Source organism: Stenotrophomonas sp. P2112 (assembly GCF_041897515.1).
In the GTDB taxonomy this organism is placed as follows: domain Bacteria; phylum Pseudomonadota; class Gammaproteobacteria; order Xanthomonadales; family Xanthomonadaceae; genus Stenotrophomonas; species Stenotrophomonas sepilia.
Window position 1 is genome coordinate 4,107,227 of record NZ_CP169216.1, and the last position, 22,284, is coordinate 4,129,510.

Below are 22,284 nucleotides of genomic sequence, written 5' to 3' on the forward strand. Positions count from 1 at the left end.
AACACAGCACCGGCGGGAACGAGAACGTGGGGCGGTTGCCTCACCACGTCATGCTTCGGATCGTCCCTGGTCCGGAATGCGGTCTGACCGCATGGGGGACGTTATCTCCGATGTCGTTTACACATTCAAGTCATAAAGTGTGGAGTGGGTCGGATTTCAGAGTTTTCTGATAAAGCGAGCGGCCGACCGAACAAGCAGCCGAGCGTGGGCTCGGCTCTACAAGGCGAATGCCTCCAGAAACAGAAACGCCGGGCATCGCCCGGCATTTCCGTCACAGCATGGAAGGGATGAATCTCAGTATTTACCGTCGAACGCGAAGATCGGCTTGCGCGTCTTCCACGCACCAGCAGTAAAGTCCGGGAACTCCAGCGTCTGGAAACCGTTGGCGATCGACTGCTCGCTCAACGGGGTGATCGCACTCCAGGTCACCGCGTCGTAGATGTCGATCGGCATCGGTGCCTTGGCTTTGAGCGCTTCAACAAATGCATGGATGACGAACCAGTCCATGCCGCCGTGGCCGGCGCCGGCGGCGGTGTCGGCATTCTGTTTCCACAGCGGGTGCTCGTACGCGTCCTGGTACTTCTTGAACTCTTCCCACTGGTGCGGCGGGCTGCGGCCTTCGATGTGGATCGAATGGTTCACGTCCATCCACAGGCCCTTGGTGCCCTGCACACGGAAGCCCATTGAATACGGGCGCGGCAGCGAGGTGTCGTGCTGCAGCAGGATGGTCTCGCCGTTCTCGCAGGCCAGCGTGGTGGTGACGATATCGCCGAGCTTGAACTTCACCTGGGTGCTGGGGTGGGTGGTGCCACCACTCTTGGCCACGGTGTATTCGTGCAGGCCGCGTGCCTTGGTCGCGAAGGCGTTGATGTGGGTGAAGCGGTTGCCACGGTTGATGCCGGTGTACATCGCACAGGGGCCGATGCCGTGGCTGGGGTACAGCTCACCATTGCGTTCCACCGAATGCTCGGTGCGCCAGCGGGCTTCGCTCCAGCCCTTCGGACCGAACTCCACGCCGCTGTCGTAGGGCTGGTTGGGGTCGCCGGAATTGAACTTCACGCCGCGCAGGTCGTGCTGGTAGCCGGCCTGCAGATGCACCAGTTCGCCGAACAGGCCCTGGCGCACCATCTGCAACGCCGCCATCACGTCGCGGCGATAGCAGACGTTCTCCAGCAGCATGTACGGGGTGCCGGTGCTCAGCTGGGTCTTCAGCACGTCCCAGTGGTCCTGCAGCGTGATGCCGGCCACCACTTCACAGCCCACGGCCACGCCGGCCTGCATCGCGGCAATCGCCATCGGTGCGTGGTACTCCCACGGCGTGGCGATGATCACGCCATCGATGCCCTTCTGTTCCAGCAGGCGCTTCCAGGCGTTGGTATCGCGGTCCTGGCCGTAGGTCTTCGGGGCCGGCTTGCCGGCCTTGGCCACCATGTCCATGGCACGGCCGAGCATGATCGGTTCGATGTCGCACAGCGCGACCACCTCGACATCGTCGCGGCGCACCAGCTCCTTCAGCAGCACAAGGCCACGCATGCCGGTACCGATCATGGCCAGGCGCACTTTGCGCCCGCGTGCCCATGCCGGGGTCTGCGGCAGCAGGCTGCTGGCGGCGACAGCGGCACTGGCCGCGATGAATTCCCTACGCTTCATGGCAAACATCTCTCCTCTTGGCAGCGTGCCGGCCGCAGCCGGCACGCCAGGTCACGCAAACGGAATTACTTGAACCGGTAGCCGATGGTCACACTGTAACCACGGCCGAAGATGGTGGCGTAGTCACTGGAGTCACCCAGGAAGCTGTTCGGATCGTAGAACGGCAGGCGGTTGAACAGGTTCTTGACGGTGAAGCTCAGGTTCCACGCATCATCCGGGCGCCAGGTGACGCTCATGTTGGCGGTCCACCACGACGGAGCACCATCGCACTTGCTCTTCTGCAGGGCCAGGTAGCCGCCGGTGCAGGTTTCCTTGTTGTTGCTCTCTTCGTCGATCTGGTCGGTAGCCCACTTGGTGCCACCCACGTAGTTGACGAACATGCTGGTGGTCACCTGCTTGTAGGTCCAGTCTGCATTGAACGTGGCACGCAGGCGCGGATTGTTGTAGTAGCCCACCACGTCGCCGTAGTACCAGCCGTTCTCGGCGTCCATGTAGAAGCGGTTGCGGTTGGCGATGGTGGCGGCCAGGCCGATGTTCAGGTTGCCCCAGTCGCCCAGCGAGAAGCGGCTGCGCGCGTCGATGTCGAAGCCGTCGATCAGCGTCTTGCCGCGGTTCTTGTACTGGCCGACCACGCTGGCCACGTTACCGGCGGAGTAGCCCGGCAGGGTGGCCGGGCAGCTCACGCCGCTGGCCGGATCGGCGCACATTGCCGCCAACTGCGCCAGGTTGGCGCGGTCACTGTCGGTGATCGGCGAGCGCGACATCGAGATGATGTCTTCCATGCGGCGATAGTCCGGCGCGACGATTTCATTGTTGCGGTAGATGAACCAGTAGTCGGCCGACACCGACAGCCAGCTCGCCGGCTCGTAGACGAAGCCGAGGGTGGCGATCTTCGCCTTCTCCGGCTTCAGATCCTTGTTCGGCTGGGTCATGCGCGCGACGGTACGGCTGCAATCGACGTTCAGCAGGGTCTTGCCCAGATCGACGTCACCCGGCCGCTGCGACTTCAGCAGCAGGTTGGCGATGGCGTTGGTCTCGCCGCAGCGCAGTTCGTCACGGAAGCCACCGAGCTGTGCGAATACGCCGCCGTTGCCGGACTCGGCCAGGCTCGGTGCGCGGAAGCCGGTGGAATAGGTGCCGCGCAACATCAGCTGATCGAACGCCTGGTACTTGAAGCCGATCTTCGGCGCGATGTTGGCGCTGAAGTTCGGGTACTTGTCCACGCGCACCGCCGCATCCAGTTCCAGCTTGTCGGTGATCGGCGCCACGGTCTCGGCGAACAGCGCGTAGGTGTTGCGCTTGCCGTCGAACCACGAGCCGCCCTGCTGGGTGATCAGGCCATTGGCCGCATCGGCATTGCCCGGGGTGTAGAAGGTCTCACGGCTGGCGTTGAAGCCGAACGCGGCGCGCATCTCGCCCGCCGGCAGCTGGAACAGCGGTCCTTCGATCTTGCCGTCCAGGGTATGCAGGCGGGTCCACGACTGGATGTCGAAGGTCGGGAACGCTTCACGGATCAACGCGGCGTTGGCTTCGCTGATCTCGCCGAACTTGTACGCCGGGTGGTCGGAGATGATCACCCGACCGGTACCAGGATCGATCGTGTACGGCCCGAACGCCTTCTCGAAGCCCTTGGTGTTGACGTTGATCGTCTGGTAGGTGGTGGAGTGGGTACCAGCGCTGGCGAAGGCGGTTTCCCAGTTCCAGTCACCCACGTTGCCACGTGCGCCCGCCAGCACACGATAGCTCTTGTCGGTATTGCGCTGGCCGAAATAGTTCGGGCCGGCATCCTGCAGCAGGTAGTTCAGGCCGACCACGCCGCCCATCATGGCCTTCAACTGCGGGCTGGCGTGGTTGTACTCGTTGTTCGGGCCCAGGAACGGGTACAGGAACTGGTTGACGGTGTTGCCGGTGTTGCGCGAGAACCAGCTGGTCGGGTTGCCGGTCGTGGTGCCGTAGGTGCGCGGCGTGCCGCCGTTGGCGCGCAGGTCGATGTCGGTGTAGGTCGCCTCGGCGAATATCTCGGTGTTGTCACCGACCAGGAAGGTGCCGTTGAGGTAGGCGGTGTTGCGCTCGGACTTGGCACCGGCGTCGATCTCGTTGTTCATCCAGGTTTCCCAGACGCAACGCGGACCGGCCGCTTCACTGGTCAGCACGTTCTTGCAACCCGGCGCAGCTTCCTGCACGCGGCGGCCGGTGACCGGATCGAAGGCGAAGTAAGTGCCCGGATTGAACTCACCCGGCCTGCTGCCCACGCCCAGGCGCAGGTTGTTGAGGTAGTTCGGGTTGTTGACGTAGTACTGGTCCGGACGCTTGTCGTAGAAATCGCTCAGCGGAATCGCGTCGCGACGGTACATGTTGACCGCGCCGTAGATGTTGAAGCGGTTCTCGGCCAGGTCACCGAAGCCGGCGGTGATGCTGGCCTGGCGCTCACCGTAGGAATCGATGCGCGAGGAGGTGTCGTTGGTGAAGCTGATCTCGGCACCCTGGAAGTTGCGCTTGGTGATCACGTTGATCACGCCGGCCACCGCGTCGGTGCCGTACACCGCCGACGCGCCGTCGGTCAGTACTTCCATGCGCTCGATGGCCGCCGCCGGGATCGCGTCGATGTTGACGAACTGGGTTTGGAAGCCGGCCGGGGCACCGTAGTACGACAGGCGGCGACCATTCAGCAGCACCAGCGTGCCCTGCGCGCCCAAGCCACGCAGGTTGGCCTGCGAGGCACCGTCGGAACCGGTGAACAGCGAACGCGCATCCTGCTGCGCAGGGCGTGCGGCCGGCAGGTTGTCGAGCACCTGCAGCAGCGTGCGCGCACCCATGTTCTGGATGTCCTGCTTGCTGATCACCTGCACCGGCGAGGCGGTTTCAACGTCGGTGCGGCGGATGTTGGAGCCGGTGACCTCGATGCGGGCCAGGTCGGTGGCGTTGTCCTTGCTCTCCTGGGCGAAGGCAGGAGCGGCAAGCGAGAACAGCGCGCCGGCAATGGCCAGCGTCAGCGGAGCGATCGAGCGGCAGGGGGGGCGGTGGTGGCGGGCGGGCAACATCGGGGTTCTCTCCTGGCAGGGGTGCGGCGCAACTGAGTGAGCGCGTGGGCGTTCGGCGGGCAAAACGCTCCCGGGCCACGGCCATGAGGGCCGTAGTCGGGATGGGGCGGGGGAGGAGCGGTGTTACGTGGGGGTCATGGGGCGACGATGCTGGCGGAGTCGCCCTCCTGGCCGATCAGTACGGCGTTGGCCCAGTTGGCACAGACCTGGGCGGGTTGGCTGCCCTGCGCACCCAGCGTGCGCAGGCTCAGGGTGGAAAGGCCACGGATGTCCAGCTCCGGCTTGACCACGCCGGGCGCCTTCACCAGGCCGCTGTCGTACAGCAGGCGGTTGTCGCCCCATACCTGGAACTGCAGGCCGCCGGCGTTGCGGCAGGCGTCGTCGATGCCGAGGTCGGCACGCAGCAGGTGCCAGCCGCCCTGCAGGCGCAGGTCGATGCGGCTGTTGGCGCCGACTCCCAGGCCACGGCGGAACTGCAGGCCGTTCATGCGCATGCCGGCGTCGCCACGGAAGGACTGGTCGGTACGCAGCTGGCTGGCCAGCGCGGCCGGCACCGGCAGCTCGGAGAGATAGCGCTGCCGGGCCGGTCGCTCCGGTTCCTGGTGTTCGAGGATGTGGAAGGTGGACAGTGCGATCGGGCCGACGTCGCGCGGCTGCAGTGCATCGAACGCGCGGGCGCTGCCCTGGGCGGCGGTCACCATCGGGTCGGTGCTGCTGGCGCCGTCGCCTTCGGGGTTCTGCACGCTCAGTACGCGGAAGCGCAGCAGGCGGCCGGCATGGGCCGGGAAGTCGATGCGTTGCACGCCTTCCTTCAGCTGCAGGCGGCCACGGGCGATCGGCTCGCCCCACTCGCCATTGCTGTCGCCCAGGTACACCTCGTAATCGCGCACCTGGCCGTGCTTCCAGTTCTTGTCGTTGCGCGGCGCGATGTCGATGCCATCGATCATCCTGCGCTCGCCGAAGCCGATCACCCACTCGTGCGCGCCAGTGCGCACGGCCTGGTTGCGCACGCTGCGGAACCAGGTGTTGGGATCGTCATCGAAGGCGTTCTCCAGCGCATGGCCGGGCTCCTCGGCCGGGCGGTTGACCACCAGCAGGCTGTCTGCGGGCAGTTCGCGGCCGAGTACCGGCGCGGCCGGATAGGCATCGTCGGCGGCCGCAGCGGCCGCCGCGAAGTCCAGCTGCAGCTGCAGCGGCTGGCGGATGTCCTGGACAGCGGTACGCACGTGCAGCGTGCCACGGCGCTCCTTGGCATCGAAGTACCAGCCTTCAGCCGCACCGTTGAACGCCGCCGCATCGGCCAGCGCTGGCAACGCGCGGCCACCGGCCTGCACTGCACGTGGCGCCTGCCGGCTGAGCACGCGCAGGCCATAACGACGCTGCGCCAGCTGGCCGTTGTACTGGCCCTGCACCGCATCGATCTGCACCTGCACCGGGCCACTGCCCAGTGCAGGCGCCTGCACGCGGATTACCTGCGTGCTCGACTCGCCCTGCTGGTAGCGGCGCGTGTTGCCATCGTCTTCGTACAACGTGTACTGCGAGTCGCCCTGCGGGTACAGGTCGAAGGTCACTTCATCGAGCGGCTTTTCGCCGTCGAACAGCATCGACGGGTACATCGGCAGGATCGCACCGGCGCGCACGAACACCGGCAGCGTGGCCAGGTCCACCTGGCGGTCCAGCTGGCGGCCGTCGGCACCGGCCTGCACGCGGCGGCCGTCCCAGTAGTCGATCCAGCCGCCGGCCGGCAGGTGGATGTCGCGGCGCCAGCCACGGCTGGCGGCCTGGCTGCGGTACACCGGCGCCACCAGCAGGTCGCGGCCGAGCAGGAACTGGTACTTGTAGGTCTCATCCTGTGCATGCGGGTCGCGCGGGTAGTCCCACATCAGCCCCCGCACCGGCGGTGCGCCGGTCTGCGCGGCCTCGTGCACCAGCCCGTACATGTACGGGGTCAGGCGCATCTTCAACTTCAGGTAGTCGCGGTTGATGCTGCGGTACGGCTCGTCGTACCACCACGGGTGCTTGCGCGCGTTCGACGACCAGCCGCTCATGCCCATCAGCACCGGCGTGAACGCCTTCCACTGCAGGTCGCGGGTGAAGGTCTCGGCGCTGCCGCCGAAGATTGCATCGACGTCGCCACTGGCGTAGGCCATGCCGGACAGGCCCGAACCGACCAGGGTCGGCACGTGCCAGCGGATGTAATCCCAGCTGCTGCTCTGGTCGCCGGTCCACGCTACGGCGTAGCGCTGGATACCGGCCCAGCCCATCACCGTCCACAGGAACGGGCGCGAATCGGAGTTGTCGAGGATGCCGTTGAACGCCTGGCGGTTGGCATCCATCGCGAACTGGTAGCCCTTGCCGGTCCAGGCCACGTCCAGCTTCTGCACGCGGCTGCCGGCCTTGCCGACTTCCCAGGCGATCTTGTCGACGCCGTTCTCGGTCCACAGGCCGGTGCGGAAGCCGTAGCCGGCGAGCCCCTTCACCGTTTCCGGCAACTGCTTGTAGCCGCAGCCGTAGCCATCATTGGGCAGGATCCAGCCACCGGGCATGTCGTGGGCGCGGTACTGCTTGGCCACGCTGTCGATCACATCCGGCGTGGTGCCGGTCGGGCCGTCGCTCCAGCCTTCGGGCACGGTGCCGGGCTTCTTGCTGTTGTCGCCGTCGTTGTAGCAGTCGGCATCGCCATAGGACAGCGCCCAGCGCGCCACCATGTTCGGGCGGCCGGTCAGCTGGGTGTAACGCTCGATCAGCTTGGGCAGGTCCGCGCCGACGAAGTAGTAGGCATCGAAACGGTCTTCGCGATGCAGCAGCGTGGCCTGGTCGGGCTGGCGCAGGTCGTAGCTGCCATCGCTCCAGGTATTGCGCAGCATGCCCCAGCCACGGCTGCTCAGCAGCATGGGTGCCGGGCTGGGGCGGTCGCCCTCTTCCCAGCCGCCGGAATAGGACACCTCCAGCTCGCGGCCCTTGAACTGATAGCGGCCGTTCTGCTGGCCGCCACCGAAGTAGCCCTCATCGGCCTGCGACGACAGCACCTGCACGCTCTGCGTGGCCTCCAGGTCCAGCGGCTGCAGTTCCTGCCACAGCGCGGTGGGCTGGCCGTTGTCCAGGCGTTCCAGGCGCAGGCGCAGCGGTTGCCGCTGCACATGCAGGACCAGTGCGTCGGTACGCACGCGGATTTCCTGCGCGTCTTCTTCCAGCTGCGCCTGCACGTTCGCCTTGGGCTGCGGCAGCACGATCGGTGCGGCCTTGTCGCCGGCGCCGGTCAACGTGCCGTTGCGGCCGGCCTGCACGCGGATGATGTCGGTCGCCGGCAGTTCAATGCGGATGCGCGCGCCCTTGTCGGTCTGCAGGTCCCAGCCCTGCACGCCATCGCGGCTGGCGCTGGCGCTGACCGATCGCAGGTTTCCGACCGGCTCGGCCCGGGCCGTCATGGACGCCAGCATCAAGGCCGGCAACAGGGCCAGCATCAGCGGCGAGCGACGTACGCAGTTTTCCACGCGGACTCCCAACCCGTTCACCGGGCGTTTCGAAAGCGATTGGGCCGACTCTAGGGCAGCGATTCGAAAGATGTCAACAAATTGAAAGGAAAAAGGAAGATATATTCCATTGAAACGAAAGTTGTTGCGTCGCAATACTTTGTGTAAGCGCTTGCAGTCGCCTGTTAAGCATTGTGCGATACGGCATTTGACCCGTCCTTTCGTTTTCATGGTCATTCCGCGACTGGGAAAGCCACTCGGCCATTTTCTTTCTTTTTACTTTCGATGTTTGACATTTCGAAAGAAAACACAGATGGTGCGCTGGCCCAACTGGAACCTCCGAATGGACGTCACCCTGCTTTCCGATGTGTCCGCCTGGCAGCGCCTTGGCGGAGCCGATACCGCAATCGAAATCGCCCAGCAGCCTGCGCTGTGGGAAGCACTCGCACAGGACCTGTCGCGTGCCCGCGACCGCCTGCAGGCCTTCCTCGGCGACAGCCTCAACGATCCCAACCAGCGCGTGCTGTTCACCGGCGCCGGCAGTTCCGGCTTCATCGCCGAGATGGTGGCCGACGCGATCAACGCACAGTGGGCGGCCGAGGTGCGCGTGGTGCACACCACCAGCCTGCTGACCCACCCGGCGCTGTACCTGCAGCGTGACCGCCCGACCCTGCTGGTGTCGTTCGGCCGCAGTGGCTCCAGCCCGGAAAGCGTGGCAGCGGTGGATCGCGTGCGCAGCGACGTGGACGACGCGCGCTTCCTCGACATCACCTGCAACGCCGATGGCGAACTGGCCCGCCGTGGCGCCGGCCGTGGCGATACGTGCACCCTGCTGATGCCGTCGGCCAGCTGCGACCGTGCCTTCGCCATGACCAGCAGCCTGACCTGCATGCTGCTGGCGGCACTGACGGTGTTTGATCGCTCGCCGTGGGATGCGCGCGTGGCGCGCCTGAAGCAGATCGCCGCGCTGGCCCGCGAAGGGCAGGCGCAGTGGGACGCACCAGTGGCAACACTTGCGCAGCGCCCGTTCAACCGCGTGATCTACCTTGGCAGCGGCCCGCTGGAAGCGCTGGCCCGCGAGTGTGCACTGAAGGTGCTGGAGCTGACCGCTGGCCGCGTTCTGGCGCTGGCCAACACGCCGCTGGGCTTCCGTCACGGTCCCAAGTCGACGCTGGATGGCAACACCCTGGTGGTGGTGCTGCGCAGCGTGCAGCCGCTCGCGCGCCGCTACGAGCAGGACCTGCTGGACGAACTGCGCCGCGATGGCGTGGCCGGGCAGGTGCTGGCGATCGGTCCACATTCGGACATCGGCGCCGATGACGATTACACCCTCACCGTACCGGCGCTGGACGATCCGTGGCTGGCACCGGTGTGGCTGGGCTTCGCGCAGCTGTTCGCGCTGCAGCGCTCGGCCGCGCTGGGACTGACCCCGGACAACCCGTTCCCGGACGGCACCGTCAACCGCGTCGTCAAGGGCGTCACCATCCACCATGGCTGAGCTGATCGCCCACGCCTGCTATGGCATCGACATCGGCGGCACCAAGATCGAGCTGGTGGCGTGCGATGCGGCGATGCAGGTCACCTGGCGCCGCCGCGTGGCCACGCCGCAGGGCGACTACGATGGTTTCCTGCAGGCCGTGGTGACGCTGGTGGCCGAGGCCGACGCCGCGCTGGGCCGGAATGATGCGGCCATCGGCATTGCCCTGCCCGGCGTGCGTGACCGCCGCAGCGGCCGCCAGCTCAGCGCGAACGTGCCCGCACTGACCGGCCAATGCGTGGCGAAGGATCTGCAGGCGCGGCTGCAACGCCCGCTGCATTTCGGCAATGACCTGCAGTGCTTTGCCCTGTCGGAAGCGCACGGCGGCGCCGCCGATGGCTACCCCAGCATGTTCGGCGCCATCCTCGGCACCGGTGCCGGCGGTGGCTTCTGCCTGCAGGGCCGGCTGCTGTCCGGCTTCAACGGCCTGGCCGGCGAGTGGGGCCACTGGAGCGTGCCCGGCCATCTGCTGCAGCGCCATGGCCTGCCGCTGGTGGACTGCGGCTGCGGCCTGCAGGGCTGCGTGGAGCGCTATGTGTCCGGCAGCGGATTGGCCATGATCGAACGCCACCTCGGAGGCAGCGCCGTCGATGCCAGTGCGGTGATCACGCTGGCCGGAGCCGGCGATGCCCACGCGCGCAAGGCGCTGGACATTCATCGTGATCTGCTCGGCCACAGCCTGGCCGCGCTGGTGCTGGCGCTGGACCCGCACGTGATCGTGCTCGGCGGTGGCCTGTCGCAGTACGCGCCGCTGTACCGGCAGCTGCCGGCCGCCATCGCCACCCATCTGTTCGATGGCGTGCAGGTCCCCCCGATCGTGCCGCCACGGTTCGGCGATGCCGGTGGCGCACGTGGTGCCGCCCTGCTCGCCTGCCAACCCTCGTTTTCCCGATCTCCGGAGCCTGACCATGTCCCCGTTGCAGACCCTGCTTGCTTCCCACCGCGCCGGCGCTAACGTCGGCCTGTACAGCGTCTGCTGCAGCAACGAGCAGGTGCTGCGCGCGGCCATGCACGTCGCCCTGGCGCATGGCACCGTGCTGCTGATCGAGGCCACCTCCAACCAGGTCGACCAGTTCGGCGGCTACACCGGCATGACCCCGCCGCAATACCGCGACTACGTGGGCACGCTGGCCGATGAAGAAGGCTTCCCGCGCGAGCGGCTGATCCTGGGCGGCGACCACCTCGGCCCGAATGCCTGGCAGAAGCGCCCGGCGGCCGAAGCGATGACCCACGCGCGCGTGCTGATCGAAGCCTACGTCGCCGCCGGTTTCCACAAGATCCATCTGGATTGCAGCATGTCCTGCGCCGATGATCCGGTGCCGCTGCCCGATGCCATCGTCGCTGCGCGCTCGGCCGAGCTGGCCGAAATCGCCGAACGCACCGCCGCCGAACATGGCCTGCCGCCGCCGGTCTACGTGATCGGTACCGAAGTGCCGATTCCCGGAGGCGAAGCCTCGCTGGCCGAGGGCCTGCAGGTGACCACGCCGGCCGCCGCCGCGCAGACCCTGGCCATCCACCGGCAGGCCTTCGATACCCCGCAGCTGCGCGATGCGTGGCAGCGTGTGATCGCGATGGTGGTCCAGCCGGGCGTGGACTTCGACCACAGCAGCGTGCACGAGTACGACGCTGCCGCTGCCAGTACGCTGGCCGATTTCCTCGAACAGCAGCCACGCATCGTGTTCGAAGCGCACTCCACCGACTACCAGCGCGAGAGCGGCCTGCACGCGCTGGTGCGCGACCACTTCGCCATCCTCAAGGTCGGGCCCGCGGCCACCTTCGCCTACCGCGAAGCGCTGTTCGCGCTGGCCGCGATCGAGGCCGAACTGCTGCCGGCGGCACAGTGCTCGCGCCTGCCGCAGGTGCTGGACGAGGTGATGGTGGCGCAGCCGAAGTACTGGCAGTCCTACTACCAGGGCGATGACACTGCGCTGCGCCTGCTGCGCAGCTACTCCTTCAGTGACCGCTGCCGTTACTACTGGGGCGAGCCCGCGCTGGTGCAGGCGGTGCAGACCCTGTTCGCCAACCTGGAACAGCACGCGCCGCCACTGGTGCTGCTCAGCCAGTACCTGCCGGAGCAGTACCGCGCCGTGCGTGAGGGCACGCTGGCCAACACCCCCACCGCGCTGGTGCAGCACCGCATCGGCCTGTGCCTGGGCGAGTACGCGCGCGCCTGCAGCGCCAACCAGGCCGGAACCCGCACGCAGAACGCACGTTCGGCTGCCGCAGTTGCTGCGAACGGCTAATCTCTACCTTTCCCCGCGAAACCGAGAATGGCCATGCGCAACACCCGCTCCCGCCGGCAACAGATCCTGCAGCTGCTGATCGAGCACGGCTCGGTGCAGGTGGCCGATCTGGTCGAGCGTTTCGGCGTGTCGGCGGTGACCATCCGTGCCGACCTGACCCACTTCGAGTCGCAGGGCCTGGCCAACCGCACCCACGGCGGCGCCACCCTGGTGCGCACGCCGCCGCAGGAACAGGACATCCACGAAAAGGACGCACTGAACCTGCCGCTAAAGGAATCGATCGGCGCGTGTGCCGCGCGCCTGGTACGGCCTGGTGACAACATCATCATCGACTCCGGCTCGACCACGATGACGCTGGCTCGCCACCTGCGCGCGCATCGCGACGTGACGGTGATGACCAATGGCCTGAACATCGCCTGGGAACTGGCCAATGCCGCAGGCATCACCGTGCTGCTGACCGGTGGCCTGCTGCGCCAGCAGTCGCTGTCGCTGCAGGGCAGCCAGGCCGAGGCCAGCCTCAACTCGTACAGCTTCGACACCCTGTTCCTTGGCGTGGATGGCCTGGACCTGCAGTTCGGCCTGACCACCCACGACGAGGCCGAAGCCCGCCTCAACCACCGCATGGTCGAGCGCGCGCGCCGCATCGTGGTGCTGACCGACGCCTCCAAGTTCGGCCGTGTCAGCCTGCACCGCATCGCCCGCCTCGACCAGATCCACGCCATCATCACCGACGCCGGCATCGACGAGGCAACCCGCGAAGGGCTGCAGCGGCTGGGTATCGAAGTGATCATTGCCGAGCCTCCCGCATGACCGACATCCGTTCCCTGCATGGCCGCATCCTCACCCCGCTGGGCTGGCGGCGTGGCCAGGTCCACTTCGATTCACACGTGCGCCAGCTGCAGGTGGATGACCACAGTGGTGCTGACGACCTGCAGCTGCCGGTGATCCTGCCCGGCTTCATCGACCTGCATGTGCACGGCGCGGCCGGGGTGGATCTGATGCAGGGCGGCGACGTGGCGCGCACCATCGCGCGCACGCATCTGCGCTTCGGCACCACCACGCTGCTGGCAACCACCATGACCGCCGGCCTGGTTGAGATCGAGCACGCGCTGCAGGGCGTGGCTGCGACGATGGCGGCGCCCGATGCCGACGCCGCCCGCATCGTCGGCGTGCATCTGGAAGGACCGTTCATCAGCCCGCAGCGGCTCGGTGCACAGCCCAACCGTACGATCGAGGCGACGCTGGCGCTGGTGCAGCAACTGCACGCACTGGCGCCGATCCGGGTAATGACGCTGGCACCGGAAATCGGCGATCACACCGCACTGATTCCGGCGCTTTCGGCGATGGGCATCCGCGTGCAGCTCGGCCACAGCGCCGGCACCTACGAGGAAGGCGTAGCCGCGCTGCAGGCCGGCGCCTCCGGCTTCACCCATCTGTTCAATGGCATGACCGGTGTCGACCATTACCGACCCGGCATCGCCGCGGCGGCGCTGGCGCATGCACAGTACGCCGAGATCATTCCCGACCTGCAGCACATCCATCCCGGCGTGATCCGCCTGGCCGCGCGCGCGATCCCGCGCCTGTATGCGGTGACCGACGCGACGGCCGCCACCGGCATGCCCGACGGCGAGTACGCGCTGGGCGAGCAGCGCGTGCACAAGTGCGGCGGCTGCGTGCGCCTGGCGACCGGTTCACTGGCCGGCAGCGCGCTGACCATGGACCAGGCGCTGCGCAACCTGGTGCGCGTGGGCCTGGAGCTGGCCGATGCCTCGCAGCGCGTTTCCACCTTCCCGGCCGACTATCTGGGCCTGGGCGATCGCGGCCGCATCGCGCCCGACGCCCGTGCCGACCTGGTGGTGCTGGACGCCGAACTGCGCCTGCAGCAGGTGGTCATTGGTGGGCGCGTGATCGATCTGACCTGACGCAAGCGATGCGGCCCGGATGCCGCGCGGGCTCCCTGTAGAGCCGAGCCATGCTCGGCTCACCGCACGAAGCGCGGCATGGGGAACCTCGATATCGGAACGGAAAGCAGCCGAGCATGGCTCGGCTCTACAGAATGCACTCTGCGACGAACCGCCGCCTGGCCTGGCCCGGCGCTACCACAGGAACTGCCGATGACTGCAAGCACCGCTCCGCGCTGGCCCGTACGTTACCTGCTCTTCATCGGCGGCCTCGGTGGCCTGCTGTACGGCATCGACATCGGCATCATCGCCGGCGCCCTGCCCTATCTTGAAGCCACCGCCAGCCACGCCTGGCAGCTCAGCAGCCAGCAGCTTGGCTTCGTGGTGGCCGCGGTACTGCTGGGCAGCGTGCTGTCCTCGCTGTTCGCCGGCATGATCGCCGACCTGATCGGCCGCCGCGGCGCGATGCTGCTGGCCGGCCTGCTGTTCACCGCCTCGATTCCGATCATGGCGCTGGCCTCCGGTTACACGCCGCTGCTGCTGGGCCGCCTGCTGCAGGGCATCAGTGGCGGTTTGATCGGTGTAGTGATTCCGCTGTACCTGGCCGAAGTGCTCAGCCCCGAGCGACGCGGGCGCGGCGCCGCGATGTTCCAGCTGCTGCTGACCGTTGGCCTGGTGCTGGCAGCCCTGATCGGCCTGTACCACGCCCACGCCGTGGATGCCGCCGCCGAAACCGTGCGCTCGCTGCCGCTGGCACAGCAGGCGCAGGAGCTGTTCACGGTGAAGGACCACGCCTGGCGCACCATCTTCTGGACCTGCCTGGCGCCGGGCCTGCTGTTCTGCGCGGGCATCTTCTGGCTGTCCGAATCGCCACGCTGGCTGGTACGCCGGGGCCGCATTGATGAAGCCCGCCGCAGCCTGCAGCGCGTACTGCCCGCTGCCGATGTGGAGCCCACCCTTGCGCAGATCCAGGCGCCGGAATCGAGCAGCAGCCACAGCAAGCGCGATCCACTGCTCAGCCGCCGCTACGTGGTGCCGTTCCTGCTCGCCTGCGTCGTGCTGGCCTGCACCCAGGCCACCGGCATCAACTCGGTACTGGCCTACGCGGTGAACATCCTCAATCAGGCCGGCCTGTCCGGTTCAGTGGCCAACGGCGCCGACGTGGCGATCAAGCTGCTGAATGCGGTGATGACCGTGGTCGCGTTGCTGCTGGTCGACCGCAAGGGCCGCAAGTTCCTGCTGATGCTCGGCAGCGGTGGTATCTGCGTGGCCCTGCTGGCCGCGGCCACGCTGTTCTTCCAGGCCGAGCGCGGTCGCGCTGATGTGCAGCCGCAGTTGCAGGCGGCGGTCAACGGCGATGGCCTGCAGCTGGTGCTGGATGAAGCCCAGTGGCAGCGCCTCGGTGCTGGCATCGACAGCGAGGGCCGGCCGCTGCAGCTGACCGTGTCGTACGCCTACGGCGACTTCACCAATGTGCGCGCCGTGCGCAGCGACAACCTGATTGATCGCGAACTGCGTATCGACCGCACCGGCACCGTACAGCCGGACAGCGTGATCGGCGCATTCTTCCGCAAGTTGCATCTGAACCCGTTCGCCGACCCCGCCAGTGCCGCGCAGGCGCCGCTGCGCGTCGAACAGGCCCGCATCGGCCCGGTGCCGCCACCGGCACACGGCTGGGCCGTGGCCGCCTGCATCCTGGTGTTCGTCGCGTTCTTCGCGGTCGGCCCCGGCGTGTGCGTGTGGCTGGCACTGTCGGAGCTGATGCCGAACCGCATCCGTTCCAATGGCATGAGCATCGCGCTGCTGATCAACCAGTTCGTGTCGACCACCATCGCCGCCATCTTCCTGCCCACGGTTGGCCACTACGGCTACGCCAGCATGTTCGTGTTCTGGGCGGCGTGCACCTTCGTATTTTTCCTGGTAGCCGCGTTCTGGCTGCCGGAGACCAAGGGCAAGTCGCTGGAGGAGATCGAGGCACGGTTCGCCCGGTAGCGGTCGACCTTGGTCGACCTCCGCGCGTAACGCGGTGGTGTTGGCGCGCCCGTCACTGACCGGTGATGTGCTTCGCCAACGCCTGTGCCTCGGCAATGCTCGGCAGCCCGCTCAGCATCATCGATTCACCGAACGGGCCTTTCACCGTCGCCACCATCAGCACGCGGCCGTCCACGCTGAGCGCCGCGCGCTGGCCCACCAGTGCTGCCGTGCCATCGTGGATGCGCTGGTGCGCTTCGGGTCGATAGCGGATCTGCAGGCCAGGTTGCTTGGCTTCATCCAGCACGTAGCGCACGTCGGCAATGTCGGTGCTGCCGGCAATCGGCGGCTCGCGCAGGGCCAGGGTTTCGCCTTGCCATTGCGCCGGCTTGCCTTTGCCGGAGGCGTCCACCGCGCTCAGGCGCACATCCACGCCAGGGCGCGGCACGTGATCCTTCCCTGCCAAGCCACCGGGCGTGGCGCCCGGCATGCAGCCGGCCAGGGTCAAGGCCACGCCCAGCAACAGCGGAAGCGCAGCCCTCACTTCAGCTTCCGCAGCTTGAATGCCACCAGCACCTGCAGCAGGCCGTACAGCAGGCTGCCGATGCCGATCCACAGCGTAGTTACCGCCACGCCGGCATATGGATTCGCCGCAAACAGCAGGCCCAGCACCACCGCCAGCACGCCGCTGAGGATCAGCAACCATTCGCCCTGGATCTGCTTGCGCACGCGGATCGCGAACACGATGCGATAGATGCCGGCCACCAGCAGCCACGCCGCCAGGAACAGCACCAGCACGCTGGCGGTGGCCAGCGGATTGATCACCGCCAGGATGCCGAAACCCAGCGAGGCGATGGCATACAGTGCCAGCCAGCCACGCGACGCGCCGCTGCCGCCGCTGACCAGTGCGAACAGGCTGATGACGCCTTCAACGATGGCCATCACGCCCAGCGTCCACGCCAATGCCATGGCGGCGGACAGCGGCCAGCCGATGGCGATGATGCCGAAGCCCAGCGCAACCAGCCCATACAGCAGCAGGATCCACCAGCTGCGACCCACCGCCGACAACAAGGGAGACAAGGGGGAATTCATGGCCACTCCTTCGATCCGGAACCGGCCACATCCTAGCCCCCGGCGATGAAGACAGCGATCACGGCACCCGCGCGCACACCCATACCCGCACCTCTTCAGCACCCACGCAGCGCAGCGTTTCGGCAATCTCCATCACCGTACTGCCGGTGGTCATCACGTCGTCAACCACGGTCAATCGGGGTGGCACCGGACCGCGTACATCGAACGCATCGAACAGGTTTTCCCTGCGTTGCTCGGCCGTTCGTTCGGACTGCGGTGCGGTATGCCGCCGCCGGTACAGCCCATGCCAGACCGGCAACGGCAGCAGCCGGCACAGCTCGGCGGCCTGGTTGTAGCCGCGTTGGCGCAGGCGGCGGCGGTGCAGGGGTACCGGCGCCAGTGGTGGGCATGACCAGGCGGGCGGTGCCCGCTGCATCAACTGCGCCAGCAGGCGGCCAGCCGCCAGGTCCTGATGGAACTTGTAGCGCAGCAGCAGCTGGTCCACTGGCGGCAGGTACAACAGGCTGGCATGGGTGGCCGTCTGCGGTGGCGCTTCCTCGCGGCAGCTGCCGCAGACGATCAGGGCGGCGTCCGGCAGCGGCAGCGCGCAACGCAGGCAGGCGCGGCCGGCCCAGGGTAGTTCGGCGAGGCAGGCGCGGCATAGGTCAAGGCCATCATGGCCTGGGTCGTCACAGACCAGGCAGCGCAATGGCAGCAGCAGGCGAAGCACGGCCTGCAGGCTCCAGGCGGCGGGGGTAAAGGCAGGCATACGTTGCAGCGTGAGCACCTCGATGGCGCGATGCCATCGGCTGTGTTCCCAGTGGGCCGTAGGAACTTTCACCGCTCTACCGGATCACTTCACCTCGTGGGCGCCGGCGCGGCATCCACCCGCGTGCGGTACACCATGTACGGCGCCTGCCGCCGATCAACGCCGCCATTGAATCCGGCTTGGCGGTGCAGCTGGTTGGCGGTGAAGTACAGATAGCCGTCCGGCCCCATCGACAACGTATCCGGCCACAGGATGCGCGGGTCGTGAACCACGGTCGTCCATCGCCCCTGCGCGTCGCGGGCATGGATCGCGTTGTGCTCGTAGTCGCTGGCATACAACCGCCCGTCGGCGTCCATCTCCATGCCATCGGAGGCGCCCTTGTCGTCGTGGTCGACCACTGCGGCCGCCAGTTCCGCTTCACTCACCTTCGGATCGCGCAGCAGCGCGGTCGGCACGCTGTACAGATGACGGCTGGACAAGGGCGTGTAGAACAGCGTGGCGCCATCGGGCGACAGGGCGATGCCATCGGCGGCCACGGTGAACGGCTGGGTCGAACCATCCGCGTTGCGCAGCCGCATCTGCTGCCCTTCCACGATCGGTACGAAGGTCGGGTCGGCTGACGTGGACACATGCCCGATCAGGCGCTTGGTGGCGCTACCGGTAGCGAGGTCGATCACGATGATGCCGCCGATACCGCTCAGCGACGAGTCGGTCACGTAGGCCACGCCCTCGCGGCCGACCCGGAAGTCGAAGCGCACATCGTTGACGTAGGTGCGCGCGTCGATGACGTTGGCCGGGAACACCAGTGTCCTGGCCACGGTATTGGTAGCCAGATCGATCGCCACCAGCTTGGCGCCACCGGCCTGCGGTGCGGAGAATGCGGGCGCTGCAGTGTCCAACACCCACAGCCGGCCCTGGCCATCGGCCACCACGCTCTGCACGCTGATGAAGTGTGCAGCCGGGTCGGCTCCGTCCGCGCTGTTGATGCGCGCATCCGGATAGGGTACGGCGCGGCCGTCGCGCCATTCGGCCACGCTGCAGCTCACGTCATCGCCCCAGCGCGGGAAGTTGACGAAGATGCGCCCGGTTTCAGATACCGCCACGCTGGTGGGCATGGCACCCTCGAAACGCGCCACCGGTTCGAGGGTACCGATGCTGCGCTCGCTGGGCAGCATGGGCGCGCCGGACATCGCCAGCGCGGGGGAACTGGCCAGGGCCAGGACGGCAGCCGCCAGGCTGCGGATACGACAGTTGATCATGTTGCTCTCGATGCGGGTCCGGGTGCAGCCCCGGCGTGGACGCATCTTCTGCGGCGCACGCGGCATCGGGTAGACGGTGCAGCGCGGAATCAGCTTCACTACAGGAGTGAAGATTCGAGATGATTGGTCCTGTTGATCAAGGCAATCAGTGAGGCCTGTCAGCTGGCTCTGCTTTCGGCACCATCAACAGCTCCGCCAACCCACGGTAGATCGGCACGCGGCACACCAGCCCGGACACGCCGCGCGCGATCAGCACCGTGGCCAGGATCGGCAGGAGCAGATCACCACTGTCGGTCAGCTCCAGCGAGATCACCGCCGAGGTCAGCGGGGCCTGGGTGACGCCGGTCAGGTAGGCACACATGCCCAGCAGCACGAACGCACGCGGATCCACGCCCGGCATCAACATCGCCAGGTTATGCCCAAGACCGGCACCGACCGCCAGCGCCGGCGAGAACAGGCCGCCGGGGATGCCCGCCACGTAGGACGCCAGGTTCGCCAGCAGCTTCACCAGACCGAACTCGTGGCCCACCATCGCCTGCCCCTGCACCAGGCTGCGCGCCTGTTCGTAGCCGGTGCCGAATGCGCCTTCTCCGAACGCCAGGGCCAGCAGCACCACCACCAGCCCGCAGCCTGCGGCCAGCAACACGGGATGCCGCTGCCGCAGTTGCCCGAGCCAACGGGGGCGGCCCGCCGCACTGGCCAACACCGCGCGCGCGAACAATCCGCCCAGCAATCCGGCCACTGCGCCGCACAGCAGGATCGCCAGCCAGCCCTGGCCGAGCGGCAGGCGCGCACTCACATGGCCGAAGTAGGTGTAGTTGCCGAGCAGGCCCAGCGAGACCACGCCACCGACGATCACTGCGGTCAGCAGGGTGCCGGAGAAGCGATGCTCGAAGCGGCCGCTGAGCTCCTCGATGGCGAAGACGATGCCGGCCAGCGGTGTGTTGAACGCCGCCGCGATGCCGGCCGCGCCCCCGGCCAGCAGGAAGTGCGAGAGTTCGCGCGGGTCCTTGAAGCCGAACCAGCGGCCGAACAGGTACATCAGGCTCGCGCCCACATGCACGGTCGGGCCCTCGCGACCAACGGACGCGCCACCGAGCAGGGACAGCGAGGTCAGCAGCAGCTTGCCCGCCGAGACCGCGGGCGACAGGTTGGTCTTGCGGAAGGACTCGTCCGGCCTGTCCAGTGCGGCAATGACCTGCGGAATGCCACTGCCGCGGGTGGGTTTGAGCGCACCCGCGGTCAGCCAGGCCAGCAACGCGAAGATGCCGGGCGTGAGCAGCAGGGCCCACCACGGCGAGTGCGCGGTGATGCGCTGGAACAGATGGAAGGCCGCGTCGCTGGCCTTGGCAAACAGGATGGCCACCAGCGCTACGGCCACAGCACCGCCCCAGAGCGCGGCACGGCGGCGCCAGGCCTCACTGAGAACCAGCGCGGTGATGCGGCCGCGGAGGCGATTGAGATCGGTCATGCAGGACAGTCTGGATGCGGCGGGTGCGAGCGGACAGCGGCTACTGTGGCTGAAGGCCTTGCAGGATGCGGTGAAATGCCCCGATACGGGTCGTCCCGACTGCCTGCCCCGTGCGTACATCGCTGGACGCGCAGGCGCTCCCGCCACCGGCGCTTTTTCACCCCGCGCTTCCAGTACACCGCGCGCAACCCGTTCGCGCACACGCTGGGCGTAGAAGACATCGGCAATGCCGGGGTGGCGCTGCGGGTCCAGCGACATCGCGTTCCCCACGATGCAGGCGATGTTCGGAACTGTCCATCGCAGTGGAAACGCAGTTGCGCATCGATCCGGGCGATGCCTCCATCGGTCAGCGCGGCGGTGCTTTGCCGCTACTGGTCGGTGAGAGGGACATCGCTGTCAGGACCTTCGTCCGTATCACGCAGGCAACCGTTTATCGCCAACAAGCGAACCAAGACATAGTGACCGAATGCTTCAAGTTCCTCCTTCGGCAGCATCGCCGGATCGAGCTCCCCCGCCGCGTAGTCCTTGAAGGTCACGAAGGTGTGATTCTTCCACTGCCCCGGCGCATCGGCCTGACGCAGATCATCCAGCACCACGCGGAGGCCGCCGTCAGGAAGTGCGGCCAGGCTGCACAGCACCGCGTCGCGGCGGATCGGATAGGACTGGTAGCTGTTCATGGCATGTACTCGCGCGTCCTTATGCAGCAATGAACTTACACCGTAGCGCCCATTCATGGCGGCCGCTCAATGTAAACTTTTCTATATAGAATTTGGTTGACAGCACTCACCAACCCACCCACACTGCCGCCCTCGCTCCACTCGCACCCAAGGTCCGCCATGGCTGCTGCCATCCGCCACGACTGGCAACACGACGAACTGCAGGCCCTGTTCGACCTGCCGTTGCCCGAGCTGCTGTTCCGCGCCGCGGCGGTCCACCGTGAGCACTTCGACCCGGCGCAGGTGCAGGTCTCCACGCTGCTGTCGGTGAAGACCGGAGGCTGCCCGGAAGACTGCGCGTACTGCCCTCAGGCGCAGCGCTACAGCACCGGGGTGAACGCGCAGAAGCTGATGGACACCGATGCGGTGCTGGCCAAGGCCCGCCAGGCCAAGGCCGCCGGTGCGTCGCGTTTCTGCATGGGTGCCGCGTGGCGATCACCGAAGGACCGCGACATCCCGAAGGTAGCGGCGATGATCGCCGGGGTGAAGGCGCTGGGCCTGGAGACCTGCGCCACGCTGGGCATGCTCAGTGGCGAACAGGCACGCGCGCTGAAGGACGCCGGCCTGGACTACTACAACCACAACCTCGACACCGCACCGGACTACTACGATTCGATCATCCACACGCGCCAGTACCAGGACCGCCTGGACACGCTGGAGCACGTGCGCGAGGCCGGCCTGAAGACCTGCTGCGGCGGCATTGTCGGCATGGGCGAGACGCGCGCGCAGCGCGTTGGCCTGCTGCTGGCGCTGGCCACGCTGCCGGCGCATCCCGATTCGGTGCCGATCAACAGGCTGGTGCAGGTGGCGGGCACCCCGCTGCATGGCAGCGCGGAGCTGGACCCGTTCGAATTCGTGCGCATGATCGCGGTGGCACGCATCGCCATGCCGCGCTCGATGGTGCGGCTGTCGGCCGGGCGCGAAGCCATGAGTGACGAACTGCAGGCGCTGTGCTTCCTGGCCGGTGCCAATTCGATCTTCTACGGCGACAAGCTGCTGACCACCGGCAACCCGGAGAGTGAGCGCGACCTGGCCCTGTTCGCCCGGCTGGGACTGCAACCGATGGCGGTGCAGGTGGATGCCGAGGGCCACGATCACGGCGGTACAGTGCACGCCGACATCAGCGCCGATGCGCCCGGCTGCGGCTGCGCTCACGCGGCCTGAGACGGGGTACAAGCAGGC

15 protein-coding genes and 1 pseudogene are annotated in these 22,284 nt (G+C 67.2%); 7 read left to right on the top strand and 9 right to left on the bottom strand.

All coding sequences use genetic code 11. From position 1 onward, the window contains the following. Nucleotides 1-294: 294 nt before the first annotated feature. From ACEPA4_RS18945 to ACEPA4_RS18955, 3 genes are all read right to left on the bottom strand, one after another. A complete protein-coding gene (locus tag ACEPA4_RS18945) occupies nucleotides 295-1,650 on the bottom strand; it encodes a Gfo/Idh/MocA family protein (RefSeq protein ID WP_139727931.1) in 1,356 nt (451 codons plus the stop codon). Between the two features lie 65 nt (nucleotides 1,651-1,715). Continuing rightward, nucleotides 1,716-4,691 (bottom strand): TonB-dependent receptor domain-containing protein, encoded by a 2,976-nt coding sequence (locus ACEPA4_RS18950; protein ID WP_262090172.1) that lies wholly within the window; start codon nucleotides 4,689-4,691, stop codon nucleotides 1,716-1,718. Between the two features lie 134 nt (nucleotides 4,692-4,825). Further along, nucleotides 4,826-8,185 (bottom strand): TIM-barrel domain-containing protein, encoded by a 3,360-nt coding sequence (locus ACEPA4_RS18955; RefSeq protein WP_005420098.1) that lies wholly within the window; start codon nucleotides 8,183-8,185, stop codon nucleotides 4,826-4,828. A gap of 322 nt (nucleotides 8,186-8,507) precedes the next feature. Here ACEPA4_RS18955 and ACEPA4_RS18960 point away from each other — a divergent pair, with 322 nt between their 5' ends. From ACEPA4_RS18960 to ACEPA4_RS18985, 6 genes and pseudogenes are all read left to right on the top strand, one after another. Then, complete coding sequence (locus ACEPA4_RS18960) at nucleotides 8,508-9,662, top strand: SIS domain-containing protein (protein WP_005420100.1); 1,155 nt, start codon at nucleotides 8,508-8,510, stop codon at nucleotides 9,660-9,662. Next, nucleotides 9,655-10,590, top strand: a pseudogene (locus tag ACEPA4_RS18965) (ROK family protein); the annotation flags it as partial. The gene ACEPA4_RS18960 and the pseudogene ACEPA4_RS18965, both read left to right, overlap by 8 nt. A 19-nt stretch (nucleotides 10,591-10,609) precedes the next feature. Continuing rightward, nucleotides 10,610-11,944: a D-tagatose-bisphosphate aldolase, class II, non-catalytic subunit gene (locus tag ACEPA4_RS18970; protein WP_065197284.1), complete on the top strand. Its 1,335-nt coding sequence runs from the start codon at nucleotides 10,610-10,612 to the stop codon at nucleotides 11,942-11,944. 33 nt (nucleotides 11,945-11,977) lie between these two features. Next, the gene (locus ACEPA4_RS18975) at nucleotides 11,978-12,754 is read left to right on the top strand and encodes a DeoR family transcriptional regulator (RefSeq protein WP_164092995.1); all 777 of its coding nucleotides are present in this window, start codon (nucleotides 11,978-11,980) and stop codon (nucleotides 12,752-12,754) included. Beyond that, nucleotides 12,751-13,866: an N-acetylglucosamine-6-phosphate deacetylase gene (locus ACEPA4_RS18980; protein WP_139727942.1), complete on the top strand. Its 1,116-nt coding sequence runs from the start codon at nucleotides 12,751-12,753 to the stop codon at nucleotides 13,864-13,866. The genes ACEPA4_RS18975 and ACEPA4_RS18980 overlap by 4 nt, the downstream gene beginning before the upstream one ends. 192 nt (nucleotides 13,867-14,058) lie before the next feature. Beyond that, the gene (locus ACEPA4_RS18985) at nucleotides 14,059-15,837 is read left to right on the top strand and encodes an MFS transporter (protein ID WP_164092994.1); all 1,779 of its coding nucleotides are present in this window, start codon (nucleotides 14,059-14,061) and stop codon (nucleotides 15,835-15,837) included. Nucleotides 15,838-15,889: 52 nt separating this feature from the next. Here ACEPA4_RS18985 and ACEPA4_RS18990 read toward each other — a convergent pair whose 3' ends face one another. From ACEPA4_RS18990 to ACEPA4_RS19015, 6 genes are all read right to left on the bottom strand, one after another. Beyond that, complete coding sequence (locus ACEPA4_RS18990) at nucleotides 15,890-16,360, bottom strand: hypothetical protein (RefSeq protein ID WP_065185868.1); 471 nt, start codon at nucleotides 16,358-16,360, stop codon at nucleotides 15,890-15,892. Then, entirely contained in the window at nucleotides 16,357-16,908 is a 552-nt protein-coding gene (locus tag ACEPA4_RS18995; protein ID WP_049400854.1) for an HdeD family acid-resistance protein, read from the bottom strand. Before ACEPA4_RS18995 ends, ACEPA4_RS18990 begins: the two co-directional genes overlap by 4 nt. Before the next feature lie 58 nt (nucleotides 16,909-16,966). Then, nucleotides 16,967-17,656: a ComF family protein gene (locus tag ACEPA4_RS19000; RefSeq protein WP_065185869.1), complete on the bottom strand. Its 690-nt coding sequence runs from the start codon at nucleotides 17,654-17,656 to the stop codon at nucleotides 16,967-16,969. An 89-nt stretch (nucleotides 17,657-17,745) separates the two neighbouring features. Next, the gene (locus tag ACEPA4_RS19005; RefSeq protein ID WP_065185937.1) at nucleotides 17,746-18,915 is read right to left on the bottom strand and encodes an L-dopachrome tautomerase-related protein; all 1,170 of its coding nucleotides are present in this window, start codon (nucleotides 18,913-18,915) and stop codon (nucleotides 17,746-17,748) included. Nucleotides 18,916-19,060: 145 nt separating this feature from the next. Beyond that, nucleotides 19,061-20,386: a chloride channel protein gene (locus ACEPA4_RS19010; RefSeq protein WP_065185870.1), complete on the bottom strand. Its 1,326-nt coding sequence runs from the start codon at nucleotides 20,384-20,386 to the stop codon at nucleotides 19,061-19,063. Nucleotides 20,387-20,754: 368 nt separating this feature from the next. Beyond that, a complete protein-coding gene (locus tag ACEPA4_RS19015) occupies nucleotides 20,755-21,063 on the bottom strand; it encodes a hypothetical protein (protein WP_005420123.1) in 309 nt (102 codons plus the stop codon). Nucleotides 21,064-21,222: 159 nt separating this feature from the next. Here ACEPA4_RS19015 and bioB point away from each other — a divergent pair, with 159 nt between their 5' ends. Then, nucleotides 21,223-22,266, top strand: a complete 1,044-nt coding sequence (gene bioB, locus ACEPA4_RS19020; protein WP_005420125.1) for a biotin synthase BioB — start codon at nucleotides 21,223-21,225, stop codon at nucleotides 22,264-22,266. Nucleotides 22,267-22,284 lie beyond the last annotated feature (18 nt).